At 51.0% G+C, this 19,919-nt stretch carries 22 protein-coding genes and 1 tRNA gene; 15 read left to right on the top strand and 8 right to left on the bottom strand.

Annotated features, from left to right (window positions below):
* Positions 1–26 precede the first annotated feature (26 nt).
* Both JN414_RS00900 and JN414_RS00905 read left to right on the top strand, forming a co-directional pair.
* Positions 27–866: an ABC transporter permease gene (locus JN414_RS00900; RefSeq protein WP_202206327.1), complete on the top strand. Its 840-nt coding sequence runs from the start codon at positions 27–29 to the stop codon at positions 864–866.
* Between the two features lie 4 nt (positions 867–870).
* The gene (locus tag JN414_RS00905; RefSeq protein WP_202206328.1) at positions 871–1,635 is read left to right on the top strand and encodes an ABC transporter ATP-binding protein; all 765 of its coding nucleotides are present in this window, start codon (positions 871–873) and stop codon (positions 1,633–1,635) included.
* A gap of 11 nt (positions 1,636–1,646) precedes the next feature.
* On the opposite strand, the gene JN414_RS00910 is transcribed toward JN414_RS00905, so the two are convergent.
* Both JN414_RS00910 and JN414_RS00915 read right to left on the bottom strand, forming a co-directional pair.
* Positions 1,647–1,889, bottom strand: coding sequence for a hypothetical protein (locus tag JN414_RS00910; RefSeq protein ID WP_202206329.1), 243 nt, complete (start codon positions 1,887–1,889; stop codon positions 1,647–1,649).
* 190 nt (positions 1,890–2,079) lie between these two features.
* Positions 2,080–2,156 (bottom strand) — tRNA-Asp (locus JN414_RS00915).
* A gap of 207 nt (positions 2,157–2,363) precedes the next feature.
* Here JN414_RS00915 and JN414_RS00920 point away from each other — a divergent pair.
* The 10 genes from JN414_RS00920 to JN414_RS00965 all read left to right on the top strand — a co-directional run bounded on the left by JN414_RS00920 (position 2,364) and on the right by JN414_RS00965 (position 10,651).
* Positions 2,364–3,320 (top strand): retroviral-like aspartic protease family protein, encoded by a 957-nt coding sequence (locus JN414_RS00920; RefSeq protein WP_202206330.1) that lies wholly within the window; start codon positions 2,364–2,366, stop codon positions 3,318–3,320.
* Positions 3,321–3,576: 256 nt separating this feature from the next.
* Positions 3,577–4,920 carry a methyl-accepting chemotaxis protein gene (locus tag JN414_RS00925; protein ID WP_237389815.1) on the top strand — a complete coding sequence of 448 codons (1,344 nt, stop codon included), beginning with the start codon at positions 3,577–3,579 and terminating at the stop codon, positions 4,918–4,920.
* Positions 4,920–5,189, top strand: coding sequence for an STAS domain-containing protein (locus tag JN414_RS00930; protein ID WP_202206331.1), 270 nt, complete (start codon positions 4,920–4,922; stop codon positions 5,187–5,189). Before JN414_RS00925 ends, JN414_RS00930 begins: the two co-directional genes overlap by 1 nt.
* Complete coding sequence (locus JN414_RS00935) at positions 5,186–5,545, top strand: response regulator (RefSeq protein WP_202206332.1); 360 nt, start codon at positions 5,186–5,188, stop codon at positions 5,543–5,545. Before JN414_RS00930 ends, JN414_RS00935 begins: the two co-directional genes overlap by 4 nt.
* Positions 5,542–7,566 carry a chemotaxis protein CheA gene (locus tag JN414_RS00940; RefSeq protein WP_202206333.1) on the top strand — a complete coding sequence of 675 codons (2,025 nt, stop codon included), beginning with the start codon at positions 5,542–5,544 and terminating at the stop codon, positions 7,564–7,566. The genes JN414_RS00935 and JN414_RS00940 overlap by 4 nt, the downstream gene beginning before the upstream one ends.
* A 40-nt stretch (positions 7,567–7,606) precedes the next feature.
* Positions 7,607–8,035 (top strand): chemotaxis protein CheW, encoded by a 429-nt coding sequence (locus JN414_RS00945; RefSeq protein WP_202206334.1) that lies wholly within the window; start codon positions 7,607–7,609, stop codon positions 8,033–8,035.
* Complete coding sequence (locus JN414_RS00950) at positions 8,025–8,855, top strand: protein-glutamate O-methyltransferase CheR (protein WP_202206335.1); 831 nt, start codon at positions 8,025–8,027, stop codon at positions 8,853–8,855. Before JN414_RS00945 ends, JN414_RS00950 begins: the two co-directional genes overlap by 11 nt.
* Positions 8,852–9,928 carry a chemotaxis response regulator protein-glutamate methylesterase gene (locus JN414_RS00955; protein WP_304599222.1) on the top strand — a complete coding sequence of 359 codons (1,077 nt, stop codon included), beginning with the start codon at positions 8,852–8,854 and terminating at the stop codon, positions 9,926–9,928. Before JN414_RS00950 ends, JN414_RS00955 begins: the two co-directional genes overlap by 4 nt.
* A complete protein-coding gene (locus JN414_RS00960) occupies positions 9,925–10,320 on the top strand; it encodes a response regulator (protein ID WP_202206336.1) in 396 nt (131 codons plus the stop codon). Before JN414_RS00955 ends, JN414_RS00960 begins: the two co-directional genes overlap by 4 nt.
* Before the next feature lie 4 nt (positions 10,321–10,324).
* Positions 10,325–10,651 (top strand): hypothetical protein, encoded by a 327-nt coding sequence (locus JN414_RS00965; RefSeq protein ID WP_202206337.1) that lies wholly within the window; start codon positions 10,325–10,327, stop codon positions 10,649–10,651.
* Positions 10,652–10,658: 7 nt separating this feature from the next.
* Here JN414_RS00965 and JN414_RS00970 read toward each other — a convergent pair whose 3' ends face one another.
* Genes JN414_RS00970 through JN414_RS00980 form a run of 3 tightly spaced genes read right to left on the bottom strand, consistent with a single transcriptional unit; the run spans position 10,659 to position 13,729 of the window.
* Positions 10,659–11,039 (bottom strand): hypothetical protein, encoded by a 381-nt coding sequence (locus JN414_RS00970; RefSeq protein WP_202206769.1) that lies wholly within the window; start codon positions 11,037–11,039, stop codon positions 10,659–10,661.
* 33 nt (positions 11,040–11,072) lie between these two features.
* Positions 11,073–11,969: a 4-(cytidine 5'-diphospho)-2-C-methyl-D-erythritol kinase gene (locus JN414_RS00975; protein WP_202206338.1), complete on the bottom strand. Its 897-nt coding sequence runs from the start codon at positions 11,967–11,969 to the stop codon at positions 11,073–11,075.
* Positions 11,966–13,729 (bottom strand): tetratricopeptide repeat protein, encoded by a 1,764-nt coding sequence (locus JN414_RS00980; protein WP_202206339.1) that lies wholly within the window; start codon positions 13,727–13,729, stop codon positions 11,966–11,968. Before JN414_RS00980 ends, JN414_RS00975 begins: the two co-directional genes overlap by 4 nt.
* 54 nt (positions 13,730–13,783) lie before the next feature.
* Here JN414_RS00980 and JN414_RS00985 point away from each other — a divergent pair, with 54 nt between their 5' ends.
* Together JN414_RS00985 and JN414_RS00990 are read left to right on the top strand one after the other, a co-directional pair.
* Positions 13,784–14,590 carry a uracil-DNA glycosylase family protein gene (locus JN414_RS00985; protein ID WP_202206340.1) on the top strand — a complete coding sequence of 269 codons (807 nt, stop codon included), beginning with the start codon at positions 13,784–13,786 and terminating at the stop codon, positions 14,588–14,590.
* A 210-nt stretch (positions 14,591–14,800) separates the two neighbouring features.
* Positions 14,801–16,726: a transglycosylase SLT domain-containing protein gene (locus JN414_RS00990; protein WP_202206770.1), complete on the top strand. Its 1,926-nt coding sequence runs from the start codon at positions 14,801–14,803 to the stop codon at positions 16,724–16,726.
* Between the two features lie 89 nt (positions 16,727–16,815).
* Here JN414_RS00990 and JN414_RS00995 read toward each other — a convergent pair whose 3' ends face one another.
* The 3 genes from JN414_RS00995 to JN414_RS01005 form a co-directional block, all read right to left on the bottom strand.
* Positions 16,816–18,183, bottom strand: a complete 1,368-nt coding sequence (locus tag JN414_RS00995; protein WP_215768387.1) for an MFS transporter — start codon at positions 18,181–18,183, stop codon at positions 16,816–16,818.
* Between the two features lie 5 nt (positions 18,184–18,188).
* A complete protein-coding gene (locus tag JN414_RS01000) occupies positions 18,189–18,473 on the bottom strand; it encodes a hypothetical protein (RefSeq protein WP_215768388.1) in 285 nt (94 codons plus the stop codon).
* Positions 18,474–18,652: 179 nt separating this feature from the next.
* Positions 18,653–19,231: a YqaA family protein gene (locus JN414_RS01005; protein ID WP_046900041.1), complete on the bottom strand. Its 579-nt coding sequence runs from the start codon at positions 19,229–19,231 to the stop codon at positions 18,653–18,655.
* Positions 19,232–19,356: 125 nt separating this feature from the next.
* Between JN414_RS01005 and JN414_RS01010 the strand changes: the two genes are divergently transcribed.
* On the top strand, positions 19,357–19,887 hold the full coding sequence (locus JN414_RS01010; RefSeq protein ID WP_202206342.1) for a cytochrome b: 531 nt from the start codon (positions 19,357–19,359) through the stop codon (positions 19,885–19,887).
* The last annotated feature ends 32 nt before the right edge of the window (positions 19,888–19,919 follow it).

Raw genomic sequence — 19,919 nt, forward strand, 5'->3', positions numbered from 1 at the left:
ACGTCTTTCATGGTAGGGAGAAGCCCATGGAAGACAGCAACTCCCGTACTCCCATACTCGATCTGGCTCCGCAGAAGGGATTCGGCCGTATCCGGGCCGCATTGGATGACCTGAAGGCCGGCTTTCGGCTGCTGCCACTGGCTGTTGCTCTTGGCTGGCTGGACATCAAGCTCCGATATCGCGGGTCAGTGCTGGGGCCATTCTGGCTGACAATTTCGACCGCGATCATGACGGCAGCCATGGGGGTGGTCTACGGCTATCTTTTCCATATGGATCTGCCGCATTACCTGCCGTTTCTATCGCTTTCAATTGTATTGTGGGGATATATCAGCGGCGTCATAAACGATGCTGCGACGGCCTTTACGCAGAGTACATCGCTGTTTCATGCCAGACGGATTCCCGCCACACTGCCGGTCATTCGACTGATTGTCCGTAACGTGCTGATGTTGCTCCACAACGTTGTGGTCATTGTCGTTGTGTTCGGCATCTATCACGTTTGGCCGAAGCACAGCTGGAGCCTGCTGCTGAGTGTGCCGCTCTGGCTGCTGGACAGCTTTTCGATCATTCTGCTGATCGGGATGCTTGGGGCGCGTTTTCGAGATATCGCACCCATCATGGCGTCACTTCTGCAGATCTTCTTTTTCGTCACACCCGTGATCTGGAAACCGGATCTGATCTATGTGGGACGTCAGTACCTTCTTTTGGATCCGTTCTACCCCATTTTGGAAATCATGCGTGGCCCATTGATGGGATACGAAGTTCGGCCCGTCCTCTGGTATGCTGCAATCGGGCAGGGCATTCTTCTTTGGGGGGGCGCCGCTGCGCTGTTCTGTCGTATGCGCGCCCGTATTCCGTACTGGATCTGATAGAATGCCAAGTATTGTCGTTGATCAGCTTCGGATCGATTTTCCCCTGTATCATGGGCAAAGCCGCTCGTTGAAGCGGCATGTCGGGGACAAGCTTTCCAGTTTTCGTCCCGGCTCTCCGGCGGCACATCTGGTGCAGGATGGCCGGGAGCGGACCATTGTCAGTGTTTTGCAGGATATCAGCTTCAGTCTTGCCCCCGGCGAGCGACTGGGTCTGATTGGACGCAATGGCGCGGGCAAAACCACGCTTCTCCGTGCGCTTGCAGGCATTTACGAACCCGTACAGGGGCGTGTTCGGCTGGAAGGTTCGATTGGGACGCTGCTGGATAGCAGTCTTGGCATGAACACAGAATTGACTGGGCGTGAGAATATCCGTCTGTTCGGCCTGCACGGCGGTCTTTCCAAGCAGCAGACGGCTCAGTTGGATCGGGATGTTGAGGCATTTGCAGATCTGGGCAGCTATATGGATATGCCTGTCAAAGCCTACAGTTCAGGAATGACGGTTCGCCTGGCTTTTGGTTTGGCAACGGCCATGACGCCACAAATTCTTCTGATGGATGAATGGTTTTTGGCTGGCGATGGTGCTTTTATGAACAAGGCAAGAGAACGGCTGGAAGGCATGGTCCAGCATGCAGATATTCTTGTGATTTCGACCCATCAGCCAGACATCATGCGGAAATGGTGCACACGGGTTATCTGGCTGGAAAATGGGAAGATCCGGATGGATGGTCCTCCAGATGAGGTGTTGGAAGTTTATCTGACGGCCTGATTGCCTTGGGATCAGGCCGTAATATGCAGGTCCCTGTGGTTGTCTGTAGCGTCAGACGGGCTGTTCGTCGTTGTTTCAGAAATGATATTGCCCGAAGAATCCGTAATCGTGGTGGTGACAGAGCCATCGGCGTTTGTCGTCGTGGTTGTCTCTTCGGCCGAAGAGGAGGGCGTCGTGTTCGAGCTCTGATTCGCGGCTGTGCCATAGAGCGTCGATAGATTGGAAACTGCGTCAAGAGAGGAGATGGAAGACATAAATTGCATCCTGCAAAGATGAGGGATGCTTAGAGTGTCTGCCTCGCCGGTTAAGGATTTCTTACGAAACCGATGGCTCTTTGTAGCCAAGCGTAACACTTCTTTCCGTATACGAGAAAAACGGAAAAGCTCTATGCTTGATAAAGATAGAATTTTTAGGGGGAGTTAATCAGCGCCACTCTTTGAAGAGTGGCGCGAGTGACGGGGCTCGAACCCGCGACCTCCGGCGTGACAGGCCGGCGCTCTAACCAACTGAGCTACACCCGCAAATCGCTTTAGGCGATTTTTGGACCGTCCGTTCGGGGCCGTGTTGGCTTCCTCTCGGTCGGTGGCGGTGATTTAGCAGTGTGCTCTGGGGGTGGCAAGAGCGTTTTTAAAAAAAATGCTTTTTTCGAGCAAAAAAAATGACTTGCAGGAAAAACGTGAGGTGCGAACAGTGTAACTGTTTGAAACGTTTGGTGGATGTGTGCCGGAATGTGGGTGTTGAAGCGACTGGGAGCCGTTGGGCTGCTTGCTGTGGCTCTGTCGGCTTGTGCGCCGACGGGGCCGCATCAATGTAAGCTGTATATCAGCGGCGTCATGCCAATCATTAATAGCTCGGGATCTCCGATTGTCAGGGCTGGTATCAACGGTCACCCAGCCGCACTCATCATCGACACAGGGGCTGCTACGTCGGTTATTGGAAGCTCCTACATTTTGCCCCTTGGACTGGAAGTTATGGGCCCAGTGGGCACTATGACGGGTGTGGGGGGAAGCGAGCTTGTTCAGGCTGTTATGATCAAAAGCTTGGAAATGGGGCCTTCCAGCGCCAGAAATATTGTCACCATTGCAGGTGGAAAATTCGGGGAGAAAGCTGACGGCCTTCCGGTGGTGGGTCTTTTCGGGCAGGAGTTTCTTGCCAATTACGACACAATCGTCGACATGCCTGATCATGTTGTCCAGTTGGTTCGCACCGAAGACTGCGCGGTTGCAACGCCAGGATGGGAAGGCACAATCCACAAAATTCCTGTCACCCATTCAGCTAATGATGGGTTGAAAACAAGGCTGCAGATCAAGATCAATGGCAAATCAGCCGATGCTGTTCTGGATACCGGGGCCTCTTCCAGCCTTGTGACAATGAGCGTTGCACGGAGGGCAGGGGTCACTCGAGCGATGCTGAGTAACGATCCTGTCTTTCCTGGCTATGGTGTTACCCGCGAACCGATAAAAATTTATCGACATCTCTTCTCTACGTTGGAGGTAGGAGATATCGCATTCAAGAATATCAGGCTGGATGTCGTTGAAAGCCTTCCGGGCAGTGAGGCTCTTCTTGGGAGTGATTTCCTGAAACACTATCGGCTCTGGATTTCTCGGGATGATTATCTTTACGCTCAGCACGATAAAGACATCCCTGCTGGAGAGGCTGATCAGAGTGCGGCTCGACAGCCGTAACTCTGAAATATCCGGGAAGTGCTGTTAACGGAGTATCAATCAGTCACGGGTAAGACAGTCCTTCATGTCCTTTGTGCTGTGCACGGTGGGGGCAGGTTCTGTTTTGACTGGGTGATCTGGAATGTCTTTCTCACGCGAGCCCGTAAGCACTAAAAGCAGCGGCGTAACTCCAGCGCTGCTGTGGATAGGTCTGCTGTTCCCCATGCTGCTTCTTTGTTGTGCGGCATATTGGCGTGTGCGAGGAATGGCAGGAAGCGTGACAGGCAACAGGCTCTTCGAGTTCCTTGCGCCTGACGCCTTAATTTTCCTTGGCATAAGCCTCTCTGGTATCCTGATTTTCTTTTCAGTCTTTCGTCCAGCTCAACAGCTTGCACAGGCTGCGCATCAACTTGCAGATCAAAGCATTCCTACCTCTATAACGGTTCCAGCTCTTGATGGCGTGCGCGAGCGTCTTCAACGTCTTCAAACTGATCTGGAGAGAAGTCAGAGGCAGGTTGCTGAAGCGCAGACTTCCGCCCGTCATGCTCAGGAAGAAGCCAGTCGGTCACAAAGCGAGGCGATGACTGAAGCCCGCTCGCGCGATGAAATGATCGAGGTGCTCGGGAGTGCCTTGAAAAACCTCAAAGCAGGGCGTCTTGACCAGAAACTGGAAGAGGCTTTCCCGGAAAAATACGAACGGTTGCGGCGAGATTTCAATGAGACACTTGCGGACCTTCAGAAGATCCTAGTGTCTCTAAACGATAGTGTAGGAACGATTTCTTCTGGATCTGCCGAGATTGCTTCTGCCGCCGATGACCTCGCCCGTAGAACGGAACAGCAAGTCAGTCGTCTTGAAGAGACAACACACTCCGTTGGAAGTGTGACCGAGACAGTCAAGAAGACCGCAGATGCGGCGATGCACGCAAGTATTGTCGTTACCCAGACGCGGGAGCGAGCTGAGAGCTCTCGTGAAATCATGGCTGCTGCAACGGCTGCGATGCTGGATATTCAACAATCGTCCAAGCAAATTGGTCAAATTTTAGGACTGATTGACGACATTACGTTTCAGACAAATCTCTTGGCGTTAAATGCAGGTGTCGAGGCGGCACGGGCGGGAGAAGCAGGGAAGGGATTTGCTGTTGTCGCCACAGAGGTCCGGGCCCTTGCACAGAGATCAGCCAATGCGGCGAAAGATATCAAAAATCTGATTACATCCAGCACTCAGCAAGTCGGCAAAGGGACAGCACTCGTTCAGGAAACTGGTGCTGCAATGAAGACGATCGTTGAGAATGTCGGCGAAATCAGTGTCCTGATTGGCGAAATTGCGACTGCAGCGCAAAGCCAGGCAAATGACCTCTCTGAGATAAGTCTGGCCGTAAATCAGATGGACCAGAATACTCAGCAGAATGCTGCGATGGTCGAGCAAGCGACCGCAGCAAGTCATAACCTTAGTGAAGAAGCCAAGGAGTTGGTGCAGATTGTCCATCATTTTCATGTTGGGGAGCGTGACTTGATCGGAACCGGACGCCATCAGACCGACTATAATTTGGTGCCATCGTCACCACTATTCTCGACGGATGATTTTCAAACATCTGATGAAGGCTGGGAGGAATTTCGGTAATGGCGGTGCTTTGTCTCCCAGAAGATATGGGGACTGTATTTGCGGTAACGCTTTTGCAGGAGCTTAGAGAGCAATCGACAGACATTACGTTGAATGCTGGAAGCGTTAAACGCCTGGGAGGACGATGTTTTGAAGTTCTACTTTCAGCTCAGAAGACAGCTCATGCCCGGCAGTCTCGTTTTCTAATCCAAAACCCATCAGCCGAATTCACGCAAGCATTGGAAACGATGGGTGGGACCTTCTTACTAGAAGAAGGCGATACGCCATGAATATCATGATCGTTGATGATTCCAGAACAATCCGGGATCTTTTGCGGAATGTACTGCAGTCGGCAGGGCATATCGTTTGTCTGGCAGAAGATGGTGTGGATGCTCTGGCACAATTAGTAGAGTTTGATCCGGATATTATTATTACAGACCTGAATATGCCACGGATGAATGGACTGGAGCTTGTCAGAAAGCTGCGTCTTGAAAAGAAAACACAATATTTACCAATACTTTTTTTAACGACCGAAGGAAGTCCAGAGGCTCGGAAGGAAGGTCGTGCAGCTGGCGCGACAGGATGGATAGTGAAACCATTCACTGCGGACCGTCTGCTTGAGACTATTGAGCGTGTGTCACCATGAGTGAGAATGGCTCTATGGATGAACTGGAAAGCATTCGTCAGGTTTTTTTCGAAGAGTGCGAAGAGCATTTATCTGCGCTAGAAAATGAACTTGAGACGTTTAACTCGTCTTCTGAAAAAATTAATACGATTTTTCGGGCTGTTCATTCCATCAAAGGAGGAGCAGGTGCTTTTGGCATGGAAAATCTGGTGCGCGCTGCTCACCTGTTTGAAACAGTCCTTGAGAAAATCCGTTCAGGGCAATGCAGCATCGATCAGGATAAAATCGCAATATTTTTGAAAGCAACGGATGCTTTAGCCGATATTGTCGCTTTTTATCGCTTCGGGACGCCATTACAAAACCAAGATGATGTCTGGAGGGACCTTAGCCTGTGCTTGGAAGATAATTCTGCGTTATGTGCACAGCCAGAACTGAACCCGACCATCCTGGAAGACATAGATGGAATTCATTTTCAGCCTGTTAAGATAGATATCGACGTTCCAAAGGAAAACACCTTCTATATTGAGGTGCAGCCTTTATTTTCGTTGTATTCTCATGGCGACGATGTAAGAAATCTCTTCGAATTTTTACAAAAAAAGGGTTTTCTTTCTGTTGAAGTAAAGCCCCACAAAATTCCACTTTTGGACGCATTCGAGCCGGATGTGACATATTTACAGTGGAATATTACCTTAAAGACTTCTGAGGGCAGGAAAAATATTGAAGAAATATTTGAATGGTCAGGAGAAGATCTTAAAGTAGGATTTGTCGATTTTTTTCATAAGGAAAATACTCAAGAAAAAGCGGCTAATCCGTTTGTGGGAGACGAAAATCTCGAGGGTAGTTCAGTTGTATCGCCTGTAATTTCCCCGATTTCGAAAGCTGAATATAAAGAAAACCCTACAGTTCGTGTTGATACGCGCAGAGTGGATAAACTCGTAGATTTAGTAAGTGAATTGGTTATTAATCAAGGAGCTATTCGCACCCAGATGCAATCATACGGTATCCAGCCAGGTTCTTCGCTCGATGCAGTAATCGCGGAGTTAAATCAACTCACCCACGAATTGCAAGAAAATGTAATGGCGATGCGCGCACATCCTATTAGGACTGTTTTTCAGCGCATGGGAAGAATTGTGAGAGAGACAGCCCGTCTTTCTGGAAAGCAGGTCCTATTGCATATAGAAGGTGAAGAAACAGAAATTGATAGATCAATACTTGAAAAGCTTTTTGATCCATTGATGCATATGGTTCGCAATGCAATAGACCACGGCCTAGAAAATGCAGATGTCAGAAGTATGGAAGGTAAAACATATGAAGGAAATCTCTATTTGAGAGCTTTTCATCATTCTGGCCGCGTTATTATTGAAGTGGAAGATGATGGTTCAGGGTTGGATTGTAAGAAAATTTATAATAAAGCCATTGAAAATAAAGTTATTTTTCCTGGAATTCCTATGGAAAAAAAAGAGATTCAAAATTTAATTTTTTCACCAGGATTTTCTACAGTCGAAATTGTTTCGGACTTATCTGGGCGCGGTGTAGGGATGGATGTTGTAAAAAATTCAATATCAGATATCGGCGGAAAAATTATCATTTCCTCTAAAGAAAGAGAAGGGACTAAATTCTCTATTTCTCTTCCTTTAACACTTTCTGTTTTGGAGGGATTGATTTTTAAAATAAATAATCAAAAATTTATTATACCTGTCCCGAATGTTGTGGAAGCTTTTGTATTTAATAGAAAAAGAACTTTTAAAATTTCAGAAAAAAAATGGGGATATTCATATCGTGATGAAATAATCCCGATAGATTTCAATGAAGAAAATGAAATTTCAGATAAAACAAGAAAAGAAAAAATATGCATTGTAGTGGAGAATGAAAAAAAATCAAAACTAGCTATAATGGCGGATGAAATAATAGATCAATCTAGATTTGTTATTAAATCTATAGAAAAAAACTATAAAAAAATATCAGGATTTTCATTGTCTAGTATTTTGGGAGATGGGAGCGTGGCGTTAATTGTCGACGTAGATTCTCTTGCGAATTATTAATTGAAATAAGCAATATTATTGACGAGGTGTAGGAGGAAGTATGTCGCAAATTTTGATTTTTTCATCGAACAATCAAGAGTACTCCATTGATATACGTTGCGTAAAAGAAATAAGAAATTGGATTAATTCGACACCTGTCCCAGATTCGTCAGAGTTTCTTGAAGGCATCATTAATATCCGTGGATCTGTCATTCCTTTGATTGATTTCTCGAAAAAAATTAATGCTTCAGGTATGAAACATGAAAAAAAAGCAATTATCGTTGTGGAGGGAAATAATAAAATAATTTCATTCTCTGTGGAGGATGTTTTAGAAATATTAGATTTTGAACAGGAGAATTTGAAAGATTTTTCTAACTTGAATTTAAATGAAAATTGTTCTTTTTTCGAGGGAATTATTAATTTAGAGAATAGAAATATTTTCAAAATAGATGAATCGTTGTTTATAAAAGATTGTATCCATGGAGACTAAAAATAAATTCTTAATAAGAGAAGAAGAATTTTTTCTTATTTCGAAAATGGTTAAGGAATTAACCGGCATTTCTTTAGGAAAAAGAAAAAACAATCTTATTATTTCAAAAATATCAAGTAGAATAATGGATAATAATATTAATGGTATTGAGGATTATTATAAATTTATTAATTCCAGGAGAGGAAATGATGAAAGGATAAAAATAATTTCTGACATTACAACAAATGTGACTGAATTTTTTAGAGAAAAGAAACATTTTAATTATTTAGACAGACTTTTGCGGCATGATTTTTATAGGGACGCTTATTCAGGAGAAGAAATTCGTATTTGGTCTTCTGCATGTTCTAGTGGAGAGGAGGCGTATTCTGCCGCAATGACGGCAGTTGAGTCGTTGAGTGGCTTGCCTTCAAAAACAATTAAAATTCTTGGTACTGATATCGATCCAGAAATGATCGGGAAGGCGAGGAGCGGAATTTATTGTAAAAATCACGCTTCAAAAATTCCTTCAGAAAAATTTAACAAATTTTGCGTAAACAATATAGATACGTTTTCTATGTCGGAGAATATCAAAGGCTTAATAATTTTTAAAATATTAAATATTACAAGGGATTGGCCATTTCAATCAAAATTTCATGCGATTTTTTGTAGGAATGTTTCAATTTATTTTGACAAACAAACAACAGATCTTCTCTGGAAGAGGTTATCTAGCCGAATTCATCTTAATGGTGAGATTTATATTGGACATTCAGAGCGAATACCAAATTCTCAAGAGTTAGGCCTTCGGCCCATCGGAACGAATGCGTACAAAAAGGTCTTATGATACGGTTAGATTACAAAATTTCAGACTGTATGTCGTCCCGACAACCAATTTCAGTTTTGGTTGTAGATGATTCTTTGACAAGTCGAGCGCTCATAACGCTGTCGCTGAAGCAAGACAAACGGGTTCAAGTGGTAGGAACTGCAAGTACACCACTGGAGGCACGAGATCTGATTGTCAGGTTAAAGCCAGATGTATTGACCCTGGATGTTGAGATGCCGGGGATGAACGGTTTGCAGTTTCTCGAAAAGATCATGCGCCTACGTCCGATGCCAGTCGTCATGGTCTCCAGTCTTTTGTCGCCTTATGGAGAAATCACAGAGCGGGCCCGGCAGATGGGTGCTGTACGGTGCTTCTCCAAAATACCTGTATTGCATGGAGAAGACGCTTTCTCTGGGTTGGCAGACGTTGTGGTTCAGGCGGCATTCTGTAGACCGGGAGGACATGCAAAGGCTCCTTTAATTGAAGAGGAGGCTCAAAACGTCATTGTGGCAATTGGCGCGTCTACAGGAGGGGTTGAAGCGCTTTCTGAAGTGCTGGAAAGTTTCCCGGTTGACTGCCCGCCTACGGTAATTGTGCAGCATATGCCACAGCAGTTTTCGGAGAACTTTTCTCGACGCCTGAATTCAATTTCACGCCCACAAGTTGGTCTAGTTAAGGATTTTTGCCGACTGGAACGTGGGAAAGTTTTGATTGCACCGGGCGGACCGGCGCATACAGAAATTTCTCAGGCTGAAAAAACTGGTTCTTATGTTTGCCGTCTGGTGTCCCAACCCCCGATGAATGGTCATCGACCTTCGGTTGACGCTCTTTTTTTCTCTGTGGCCCAAGCCGCTGGTCCCCAAGCCGTTGGCGTGATTTTGACAGGGATGGAAGCTGACGGCGCTAAAGGATTATTGGCTATGCGAGAGGCGGGCGCTCGAACGATTGGCCAAGATCAACAGACGTCAGTCATTTACGGTATGCCGAGAGCCGCATTCGAGTGCGGTGCTGTGGAAACGCAACTTCCCTTAAGCGAAATCGGACCTGCTATTTTGCGGTTAGCTGAGCGGCATGCAATGGAGAATTATCAATGATTTCTGCCTCATCCATGTCTGTTCTTCTTGTGGATGATCAGACATCTATTCGCTCGTTGTTGAGGAATAGTCTTGTTCAATTAGGCTTTGTCAAAGTTTCTGGGGTCCGTAACGGACTGGAGGCTCTTGACCATCTGAAGGCTAATGCAACGCATCTGATTATATCAGACTTCAATATGCCAGATATGGATGGTCTGGAGTTGTTGAAGGCGGTTCGCTCTTCGCCTGCGTTTGGGAAAACGGGGTTCATCATGTTGACGGGCCAAGCGAATAAAGAGTTGGTGCAGCAGGCTATTTCGGCTGGAGTAAATAATTTTCTGGCTAAGCCTTTTACAACGAGTTCGTTAAAATCTCGGATCGAGGCAGTGTTTGGCCCAATCTGTGGAGCTTGACCCCATGGCTCAGGTCGAGCTGGCTGTTTTGCTGGAAGGAATGGCAATGCAGTATGCCAAAGCATTCTCAGAATGCAGACGCCTTGAGGCAATTCTGCTTGATGCTTGCTGCCAAAAAGAGGGTACTTCCCTGCAGGGACTGGATGTTCTGATGCAGGAATTGGAGCAAATGAGCGTGTTGTGTCATCGCCTTTCAATGCAGTCAGATGTGCAGGGTGTGCAAATTTCTGACCGCGCGATTGAACATTTGACGCTGTCTCACCTTCGCGGAGTGCTCAGAGGGCGTCCTATTGCCTCATATGCTGCTGGCGCTGATGTAGAATTATTTTAGTGTCCATTTAGCTTGGTTTACTAGCGTCTCCCGGCTGAGAATGAACCATTGTCCGATGCTTCTGGAGGCCACGGAGAAGTTGTTCCGCGTCTGAGGGGGTAAAGACGAAACCGACGGGACCGTATGCAGGATGTTGAAAGGCCAGTAAGGACCCTTCAGTCAAGGCATCAATCTGTAAGGCCCAGTTCGTTTTATAAACAGGAGCGAAGCGCGCTCCTTCAATCGGCGCTGGCGGACGCTTTTCCAGTAGCGCTGTGCGTGCCATCCCCAAGCTGGTAATCAACTGGTTCAACTGGGCTTCATCCAGAGAAATGTCACCGGTCAGACCGCTTCCATCCAAAAAGGAGAGAATGATCTTTTGCCCGTCTTCTGAGCGGGTTACCTGCATGCGCGGGTTGCTAGTCATCTCGAGCGCCTCTTTTCAGGGGGTTCCAACGGGAGAATTCTGATGGAATGGACCACTCCATGTCCACCAACCCAAGCGTGTAGCCGTTTGGGTAAGAGCTTCTTCTGCTTCGCGGGCTTTTTGTGGGGTAGGGAAGAGGCCAAAGCAGGTAGCGCCTGATCCGCTCATACGCGACAGAAGGCAATCCGACTGACTTTGAATCGCAGTGAGAACGTCAGAAATAACCGGGGCATGAGCAATCGCGGGTGCCTGAAGGTCATTCGCCGTTTGCCGTAATAGATCCACAAGGTCCCGCATTGACGACCATTGGCTGGGGAGCACCGGTTTTGTACGCTGGACGATACCCCCCATTGCGGCAAAGCTGCGGAAGATATCGGGCGTTGACACACCAACGCCTGGATTAATCAGCAGAATTCCGCCGTTCGGTATTTCTGGTGCTGGGGTCAGAATTTCCCCAATCCCTTCCATGCGTGTCGCTTGCTGGCGAACGCAGACGGGAACGTCGGCACCAAGGGGCTCTGCAAGTGTGCAAAGATCGGACTCTGTTGCGTTCCAGACGCGTGAAAGGAGGCGCAGTGTACACGCGGCATCAGCGGAGCCGCCGCCAATACCTGATGCGACAGGTAGATCCTTTTTCAGTGTCAGCCGGTATGCGTCATGAGAGCCGCTTTTTGCCTGAAGCGCACGGGCGGCCTTAAGAACGAGATTGCTGTCGTCGGCTTCAAGGCCTTTGCCAAATCGTCCTTCAATGGACAGAGAAAACCGATCGCACTTTTCTCCCACACTGATCGTGTCGGCTGCCCCGGCGAAGACTGCGAGACTGTCGAGCAGATGATACCCGTCAGGCCGCCGCCCAGTGACATGCAGATAGAGATTGATTTTGGCGTGGGCGGTATCTTGAAGACGGGTCATTTGTTCTGTTCGAATGATTTGAGATGTGGGCCGCCCTGCTGGAGGGCATTCAGAATGAGAGTGCGATCCTGAGGCTGCGGATTGTCATCCAGAGACTGGTTCCATTGATCCTGAGCCTCCGTGTGGCGACCGAGATACCAATATGCAACGCCCAGATGATAGCCGATTTCGGCATCACTCGAGGCATGCTCCGCAGCTTGAATAAGAATGGGTAGTGCAGTTTTCAGGTCGCCTTTGGCCTTGAGAAGGGCCCAGGCGTAGCTGTCCTGAATAGATGGATCGTTAGGCTGAAGTTCCACCGCGCGCTTAAGCAACTGTAAGGCGTGGTCTTGGTCAATATCGTGTTCGATACTGGCATAACCGACGAAGTTAAGAACTTCTGGCTGGTCAGGGGCGAGTTCCAGCGCATGGTGCATATCTTCCTGCATCATGGCCCAGTCTCCGTTTTCCTGGGCAGCCATGGCGCGACCGAGAAGTATCGGCCAGGCAATCTCCTTTCGAGGAGGGGAGGCCTTGAGAGCTTTCGTATAAAGATCGATCGCCTCGGCATGATGGCCCATCTGATCCTGAACTTCAGCCAGTTGAACCAGAAATTGCGGGTTACCCGGAAGCAGGGTCAGCGCGCGATGAAGCGCATCGGCTTGAAGTGGAAGATCGTGGGAGCGGCTGGCCAGATTGACTCGCTCTTGGGCCGCCAGCGCTGCCAGAGAGTCCGTGCTGGAAACCGAATTGAGTGTCTCGAGGCCCTTCGAGATCTGATTGCCGTCACGGAAGGTGTCGGCAAGGAAAATGCGTGCAACCGTGAGGGTGGGATCAAGATAGAGGGCCTGTTGCAATGCGATGATGGCCGGATCGTGAGGAATGCCTTCCTGCTGAATAACGTCCGTGATCATCAGGGCAAGTTGCAGGTTCAAAATTGCCGCACCCTGAGAGGGAGAAAGGGGAGGTCGTTTTTTCAGGTTATGCTGAAGTGGCCCAATGATCATGGAGGCGAGAGGGGAACTCACGCCCAGCGCAGCAACGGCATCAAGTGCTGCCTTATGCTGGCCCTGACTTTCCAGCCAGCCACCATAAATCTGGGCGTAAAGAATCTGGAGCGTCAGCGGATCATCGGGGCTGTTGCCAGTCTTCTGATAGAGAAGTTCAGCCTGATGCTGAGAAGGCAGTCGCTCTGCAATCAGCGCAGCATGGAACAGGTAGAGGCGGCGTGTCGGGGCAAAGGTCGCAGCGGCGTTGAGAGTGGAAAGTGCCTGCTCGACATGGCCTTCGTCTGTCTGCGCCCATGCGAGAAGAACTGGCGTTGCAACAGAGACCAGAGGGCCTCGATGGTTATTGCGGCTCAGGGTCTGGCGCATTTCCGTCCAGGATTTCCGAGTAACCGCGTTCTGGGCAAGGACGAGGGTGGCAATATCGCTGGCGGGAAGCGTTTTGGCGAACGTCACAGCCTCATCTTCATGTCCTGTCATGGCGGCGTAGCGCAGAGCATCTTCGCGCAGCTTCAGATCGCGGGAAGATAACGTCAGGACATGTGAAAGCGCGTTATAGGCAGCGTCGATTTCACCGCGCTGCATCATGACGCTCGACGCCAGCAGCCATCCGGTCAGGGATTTCCCGGGATCAATAGCGGGCATTGTTTCCGGAGGAGGGGCAGCAAATGCTGAGGGCAGGAGGGTTCCCGCCAGCAGAAGTGCCGAGAGACCCGCGCGAAGCGAGTGCGAAAAAACCGGAATTGATCTGGGCCAGCCGCGCGTGATCTGCATAATGGGTCAATTCTAGACCGCATGTGGTCATACGCCAACCTGAACGGATTTTTCATGACACCCCAGCCTGTTCCGAGCCGGGCAGAACTGCTTGCCGCGCTACAGCTGCAATATGACTGGGGTGTGGACGAAGTTCTTTCGGAAGAGACGATTGACCGCCTTTCGGATGTGCCTCGGAGTCTGCCTGCCCGAGTGGACACCTTACACGCCCGACCAGCGTTACCCAGGGAAGTACCGTCGCCTGCGCCGGTATCGCCGGGGCTGGAACAGGCACGTGATCTGCCTGCCCTGATTCGGGCGAGCGAAACGCTTGATGATCTGTTTCTGGCGCGGACGGCAACGCATCGGCTCAAGCCCGTTTTTGTCGATGCTGCTCGTTTCATGCTGATCGGAGAGACGCCGGACGCGGATGAAGATCGCTCTGGAGAACTTTTTGCGGGGCGTGCCGGTGAGCTTCTGGATCGAATGCTGGCCACTGCAGGGCTGGAACGCTCGGTGCTCTCAATGGCACCAGCGGTTCCATGGCGGCCGCCGGGAGGGCGCGGTGTAACGGATCAGGAGATGCGGTCCTGTCGTCCGTTGCTGTTGAAAACGATCGCCCTGTGCCGACCACCGTTTCTGGTGACGATGGGAGTAACGCCTCTGCGGCTGCTTCTGGGGGATCAGGCCATGCTGAATCGGCTGCGTGGCAAATGGACGGAAATTCGGATTCCCGAGCTGGATGCACCGGTTGCTCTGCTGCCTATGCGACACCCGTTACAACTCGCTGCCAGCCCTGCTGCACGCCGGAATGCGTGGCAGGATCTTCTGGTTTTGATGGAGCGATTGAGTGCGGAAAATACAGAACTAAATAAGTCCTGATTTAAGCCTGTAAAAAACTTCGCGAAAACGCAAAAAACTACTCGAAAACAGGTGTTTGCCACTGGATTGTTCCAGTGTGTGACGATATCATCGCTTAGTCCGAGGCTCTGTTCTGGTTAACCAAAACTTGCCAGCGTGCCAGAAACCGGGTAGCACCCGGCGGCTATGCGAAGGATTACCCCTTTCATCTCAGGTGGCACGGCGCGAGCGTTGCTTGTGAGTGTGCTGATTCTGACCGGTGGAACTTTTTCCCCGGTGCGTGCTGACGGTGTGCAGACTCTGCCGCCTCAGCCAGACCATGCTGGCGATGAAACAGCGTTTGCAGAAGCCCGTCCCAGCCTCGGTGGGGACGGCATTGTATCGCTGCCACACCCTCTGACGGCCACTATGGCCAGTCGATATCGTCTGATCCTGCAGGCGCAGCGTCGTGGTGACCTGCAAGAAGCCATGGAGCAGACGCGTTTGCTTACGGATCGCGTCCTGCTGGGCGATGTTCTGGCAGATCGCTATCTTGCGCCTGGTGCTCATCCAGGGGCGGACCAGCTCCGTGACTGGTTGAAGAACTATTCAACCCAACCGGACGCACCTGCAATTCAGGGGCTTCTGGTAAGGACTGCTCCGGCAGGCTCAGTTCAGGTCCAGAATTTTGTGAGGTCTCTGGCGCCTGAAGATCGTCCTGAAACTGTCCACCTGCCCAATAGTTCCCCCGCGGACCCATTGGCGCATGCCTTCACGCGTAATCCTCTTCTGGATCGTACGGTTCAGGAGCGGGTGATGCAGGGTGTGAAGGGCGCAGCCAGTGCACTGCACCTTGTGGATATTACGCCCGGCATGACCCCTGCCTATGCAGGGCAGCTTTACGGAGAAATTTCTCTGGGGCTGCTCTCGCAGGGAGATGCTCAGAGCGCGCTGCGTCATGGTTGCGCCGGCTTCGAGCGAGGAGGCCATCAGGTTGGTCTTCCCGCTTATGTCGCTGGTCTGGCTGCCTGGCGTCAGGGTCATCTTGATGCGGCATATGAGCTGTTTGAATCGGCGGCGAATGCTCCAGTAACATCGCCCGAGCTTCATGCAGCCGCAGCGTTCTGGGCTGCACGTGCAGAAATTCGCCGTCACGCAATGGCGGCATACGTGTCTTGGCTCCATCGTGCAGCGAACCATCACGAAACATTTTATGGGATGCTCGCCGCTCAGACACTGGAGCTTGGACGTAAGGGTCATGCCCGCCTGCCAGACAGCGTAACGGAAATCACGCTTCATGATCCTGTTCCGGTTCTTGGGGAAATTGACGTCGAGGCCATCAGTGCGCTCCCACAGGGCCGACAGTTGTTTGCCCTGCTTCAGATTGGCGAGCGTGCACGCGCCGAGGCGCTGATGCGGCGGATGTGGACGGACGTGGCGCCTGATAGTGCGCGGTCTCGGTCCTTGCAGCTCGTTGCTCAGACTGCCGGATTTGAAGATCTCTCCGAACAGCTCGCGTCGCTCATCATGAATGGGGTGAGCCGGCCACAAGCGGCTGGTGCGGATTTGCCGATGCCCCGGCTTAAACCGAACCATGGCTTCCGGATGAACCCGGCTCTGGTTTATGCCCTCACGCGCGTTGAATCGAATTTCGATGCTGCCGCTACATCCGGGGCGGGTGCGCATGGGCTGATGCAGATCCGGCCGATCACGGCGAGCTTCATCACGCTGCATCACCAGACATATGATGCCCACGGAATGGCTGTCATTCCCGTGCCGCCTGACATGGTAAACCGCCTCCATAACCCGTCATCCAATCTGGAGATTGGTCAGCTTTACGTGCTGTATCTGGCTTCTCAGTCGAGCCATACATCTTTGTCGGCGCGGCCTGAGGGCGGGGATCTTGTACGGGTTCTGGCGTCTTACAACGCAGGGCCTGGCGCTATTGCCCGCTGGGAAAGCGCGCAGACGGCAGATCTTCATGATCCGCTGTTCTTTATGGAAACGCTGCCCAACACGGAAACGCGTGACTATGTGCATCGCGCCCTGACGTATACGTGGCTGTATGCACATAAGATGGGGCTCTCTTCGCCGTCTCTGAAAGCGCTGACGCATTCTGAGTGGCCATCATTTGGCGCGGAGCAGGCTCTGGCTCATGAGCAGATGGCGCTGAACTAAGAATAAAAAAACCTCGCATCAGCGTTTTGATGCGAGGTCTTTTCAGAAAATCGCCCGGCCTGAGTGCCGGGCTTTTTTATGTTTGAAGCTCAGCTTTTCTGAGTCTGGATGCCCAGATCTTCCATTTCTTCATGAACTGCGGACGCTTTGGCGGAAGAGTAAACCTCCATGGCGGAAGCTCCCTTGGGCTGTTGCAAGCGGATGAAGCAGGTGATGACTGCGGCAAGCAAATACAGTGCTGCGTAGATGTAAACGACGCCCTGCGTGCCGTAGCCAGTAACAAACAGTGTTGCCAGTGCCGGGCCCAGGAAGTTGCTCAGGCCACCGCCAAGGTTCTGCACGGAAACCGCGGCACCCTTGTGATCGGGCGCAATAGCGGGGAAGATTGCTCCCATGGGCACAAATGCGTTGAGCGTTAAAGCCAGAAACAAGGCACCGATAATCGCAGTGAACATGTTGCCCGGCATCAGGTGCGGGATGAAATAGAAGGCAAGGCTTGCCATTGCGCAGCCGACAAAGCCGAACCAACGCATCTGACGCAGCCAGCCGATCCGGTCTCCAATAAGGCCCCAGACCACGTTGGTCACAGGCTGAACCAGGAAGAACGCACCATAGATCCGCAGCCATTGCGGCATGGTAAAGCCAACTTCCGGAGACGTGTAGAACAGCGGCATGATGACCGGAAAGCCGAAGAGAGACAGATTGCAGATGACGCGCGTGATGAGTGCCAATGCAATATCGCGGTTCTCAACAATCAGCGTCAGGCTGCGGCTGATCTCGATCAGCTGTTCCTTGACTGATACCTTGGCTGCCAGTGGCTTGGCTTCAGAGGGATCTTCGCGGATGGTCAGGCAAGCCAGTGCGCCGCCAGCCAGAACCCAGGCCAAAGACATCCACAGGGTCGGCATGAATCCGAAAGCGGGGATGGTCCAGCTTGGTAGGAAGGACGCGATGATGCCGTAACCCAGCGTGAACATCGACCAGACCCAGCCGATGGCAGAGGCCAGACGATGATCGGGGGTTTTCTGGACGATCCAGAAGAAGAACGCATAGAAGAACAGCGGGTATGCGAAGCCGCGCAGACCATAGAACAGCATCATCATCGGGAAGGAGTGCTGTCCGAGGCCGAGTCCGAGGAACGCGACGTGGCACAGTGCCCACCAGATGGTGCCGATCGCCATAATGCGGCGTGCGCCATAAACTTCTGCCAGCACGCCAGACAGCCAGCTCGAAATGGCGGCTGTTGCACCGTAAATGGTGAAGAGCATTCCTGCCTGTTTGGGCGTAAAGCCGATCTGCGTGACGTATTTGGCAAGGAACGCAACTTCGATGCCGTCGCCCGTCATGTACAGGGCAACAGCGATATAACCCCACAGCAGCATCACCGGCATGCCCCAGAGGATGCGGGATTTGGTGATGACTGCTTGATGGGGTGGAGAAAGCTCTGTGGCACTCATGAATGTCATGCCTTCCTGAGGGAAAGGGAGGATGGAGTGTCTTCACACGGCAACGGTGGCAGGTCGGTGCTTTCCAGTGGGGCTCGCAATGTGACAAGCCCGGGAGAAGCCAGTCCAAGAAATTGCGCTTCGATACCACTGAACACACCTGCCGAGCGTGATGCGGGCGGCAGGATGTTAAAACGTTTAGCGATAAAGATAGGCTCTTTTCTGAACATGGCGAACTCCTTTGACAGCGGGAATGTGTGTTCGGGTTGTCGTTCGGAGGCCGGCAATCCTTTTCTCTTCATGTCATTCTCGTCGGAGACGTTCTGGCATGAGGAGAACGGGGCAGGCATGCCTGCAGGAAAGCCGTTACCGATAACCGTGTGAGTACGATCGCAGAAACGATAACATGAATCTGTTATATTCAAATAGTATTTGTGTTATTTTTTATGCCAACAAAGCATGATCTGGTGTGACTATCTCGTTAGAAGAGCTCAACAAGCGCAACGCCTGCAACGATCACCACAAGAAGAATCAGCAAAATCACTGTCAGGCGTTTTTCGATGAACTCACGCACAGGTTCCCCAAAGGCTTTGAGAAGGGCGGCTTCCAGGAAAAAACGTGCCCCGCGCGTTGTGATGCTGGCAGCGATGAACGGCAGCAGCGGGAAGTGTGCCGCGCCTGCAGCCAGTGTGACGAATTTGTAGGGGAGAGGTGTGAGGCCCTTCCCTAAAATGATCCATATGCCATATCGGCGGAACAGGTCTTCCAACGCCAGAATGCGCCCATCTGCGTGATAAAAATGGGCGATGGGCATACCGATATGCTTCATCAGGAAAGCGCCGAGCAGCCATCCGATCACGCCACCTATTACGCTAGAAACAGTACAGACTGTTGCAAGAAACCAGGCCCTGTCCTGTCGCGTCAGGATCATGGGAACGAGCATCAGGTCAACGGGGATTGGGAAGACCGACGCTTCTGCCATGGCGATAATGATAAGCCACCATACGGCTTTGGGTGAGGCAGCAAGGTCGGTGATGCGACGATAGAGGGAATGGATCACGGTCTGGTCCTGTGGAGGAATATCCGGTCTTCCTATCCTTCTCTGTCACTGAATGAAAATTCATTGCTTCGGAAAACAGGGTAAAGGAAGCACAAAGCTCTTCCTTTTCTGAAAATGGATCCCCTGTGCCCCAACGTTACTCTCTTCTGGCCCGCCTGTTTCACTGGGGCATGGCTGCTATCATTATCCCGGTCTGGATGATTGGATTCTATGCGGGGCGCCTGTTGCCGCGTGGGGCTTCTCCTTTGAAGGGAGAACTGCTTTCCATTCACAAGGAGATCGCATCGACAGTTGTAATCCTTGTTGTTCTCAGAATGGCCTGGCGCGCAACACATCGGCCGCCAGCATTACCTGACACTATTCCGGAAGAGCAGCGCATTGCGGCGCGCGTGCTTCAGGGATGCCTTTATCTACTGATGCTGACTACGCCTCTTACGGGGTGGCTGATGGCCTCTGCTCACGGTGCGCCAGTCCAGATGCTGTGGACGGTGCACCTGCCGGCGCTCATTCAGAAAACTGCGCTGTTCGCGCCGATCCTGGGTGTCATGCACCAGTTTTCTGCCTGGATTCTTGGTGTTCTGATTGCCGGGCATTGTGTGGCGGCGCTGATGCACCGTTTTTCCCGGCGGGATCAGGTCATGGATATGATGCTCTGAATAAAAAGGCCTCTGCAGATGTGTGCAGAGGC

The sequence above is a fragment of the Gluconobacter sp. Gdi genome (assembly GCF_014132155.1).
GTDB lineage: Bacteria > Pseudomonadota > Alphaproteobacteria > Acetobacterales > Acetobacteraceae > Gluconobacter.

Coding starts and splice junctions, on each gene's coding strand:
- JN414_RS00975 (WP_202206338.1), bottom strand. CDS start 11,969: ATGACCCGTCTTCAAGATACCGCCCACGCCAAAATCAATCTCTATCTG.
- JN414_RS00940 (WP_202206333.1), top strand. CDS start 5,542: ATGAGTGAGAATGGCTCTATGGATGAACTGGAAAGCATTCGTCAGGTT.
- JN414_RS00995 (WP_215768387.1), bottom strand. CDS start 18,183: ATGAGTGCCACAGAGCTTTCTCCACCCCATCAAGCAGTCATCACCAAA.
- JN414_RS00935 (WP_202206332.1), top strand. CDS start 5,186: ATGAATATCATGATCGTTGATGATTCCAGAACAATCCGGGATCTTTTG.
- JN414_RS00945 (WP_202206334.1), top strand. CDS start 7,607: ATGTCGCAAATTTTGATTTTTTCATCGAACAATCAAGAGTACTCCATT.
- JN414_RS00900 (WP_202206327.1), top strand. CDS start 27: ATGGAAGACAGCAACTCCCGTACTCCCATACTCGATCTGGCTCCGCAG.
- JN414_RS00970 (WP_202206769.1), bottom strand. CDS start 11,039: ATGCAGGTAACCCGCTCAGAAGACGGGCAAAAGATCATTCTCTCCTTT.
- JN414_RS00985 (WP_202206340.1), top strand. CDS start 13,784: ATGACACCCCAGCCTGTTCCGAGCCGGGCAGAACTGCTTGCCGCGCTA.
- JN414_RS01000 (WP_215768388.1), bottom strand. CDS start 18,473: ATGAAGAGAAAAGGATTGCCGGCCTCCGAACGACAACCCGAACACACA.
- JN414_RS00980 (WP_202206339.1), bottom strand. CDS start 13,729: ATGCAGATCACGCGCGGCTGGCCCAGATCAATTCCGGTTTTTTCGCAC.
- JN414_RS00965 (WP_202206337.1), top strand. CDS start 10,325: ATGGCTCAGGTCGAGCTGGCTGTTTTGCTGGAAGGAATGGCAATGCAG.
- JN414_RS00905 (WP_202206328.1), top strand. CDS start 871: ATGCCAAGTATTGTCGTTGATCAGCTTCGGATCGATTTTCCCCTGTAT.
- JN414_RS00910 (WP_202206329.1), bottom strand. CDS start 1,889: ATGTCTTCCATCTCCTCTCTTGACGCAGTTTCCAATCTATCGACGCTC.
- JN414_RS00930 (WP_202206331.1), top strand. CDS start 4,920: ATGGCGGTGCTTTGTCTCCCAGAAGATATGGGGACTGTATTTGCGGTA.
- JN414_RS00955 (WP_304599222.1), top strand. CDS start 8,852: ATGATACGGTTAGATTACAAAATTTCAGACTGTATGTCGTCCCGACAA.
- JN414_RS00920 (WP_202206330.1), top strand. CDS start 2,364: ATGTGGGTGTTGAAGCGACTGGGAGCCGTTGGGCTGCTTGCTGTGGCT.
- JN414_RS00950 (WP_202206335.1), top strand. CDS start 8,025: ATGGAGACTAAAAATAAATTCTTAATAAGAGAAGAAGAATTTTTTCTT.
- JN414_RS00960 (WP_202206336.1), top strand. CDS start 9,925: ATGATTTCTGCCTCATCCATGTCTGTTCTTCTTGTGGATGATCAGACA.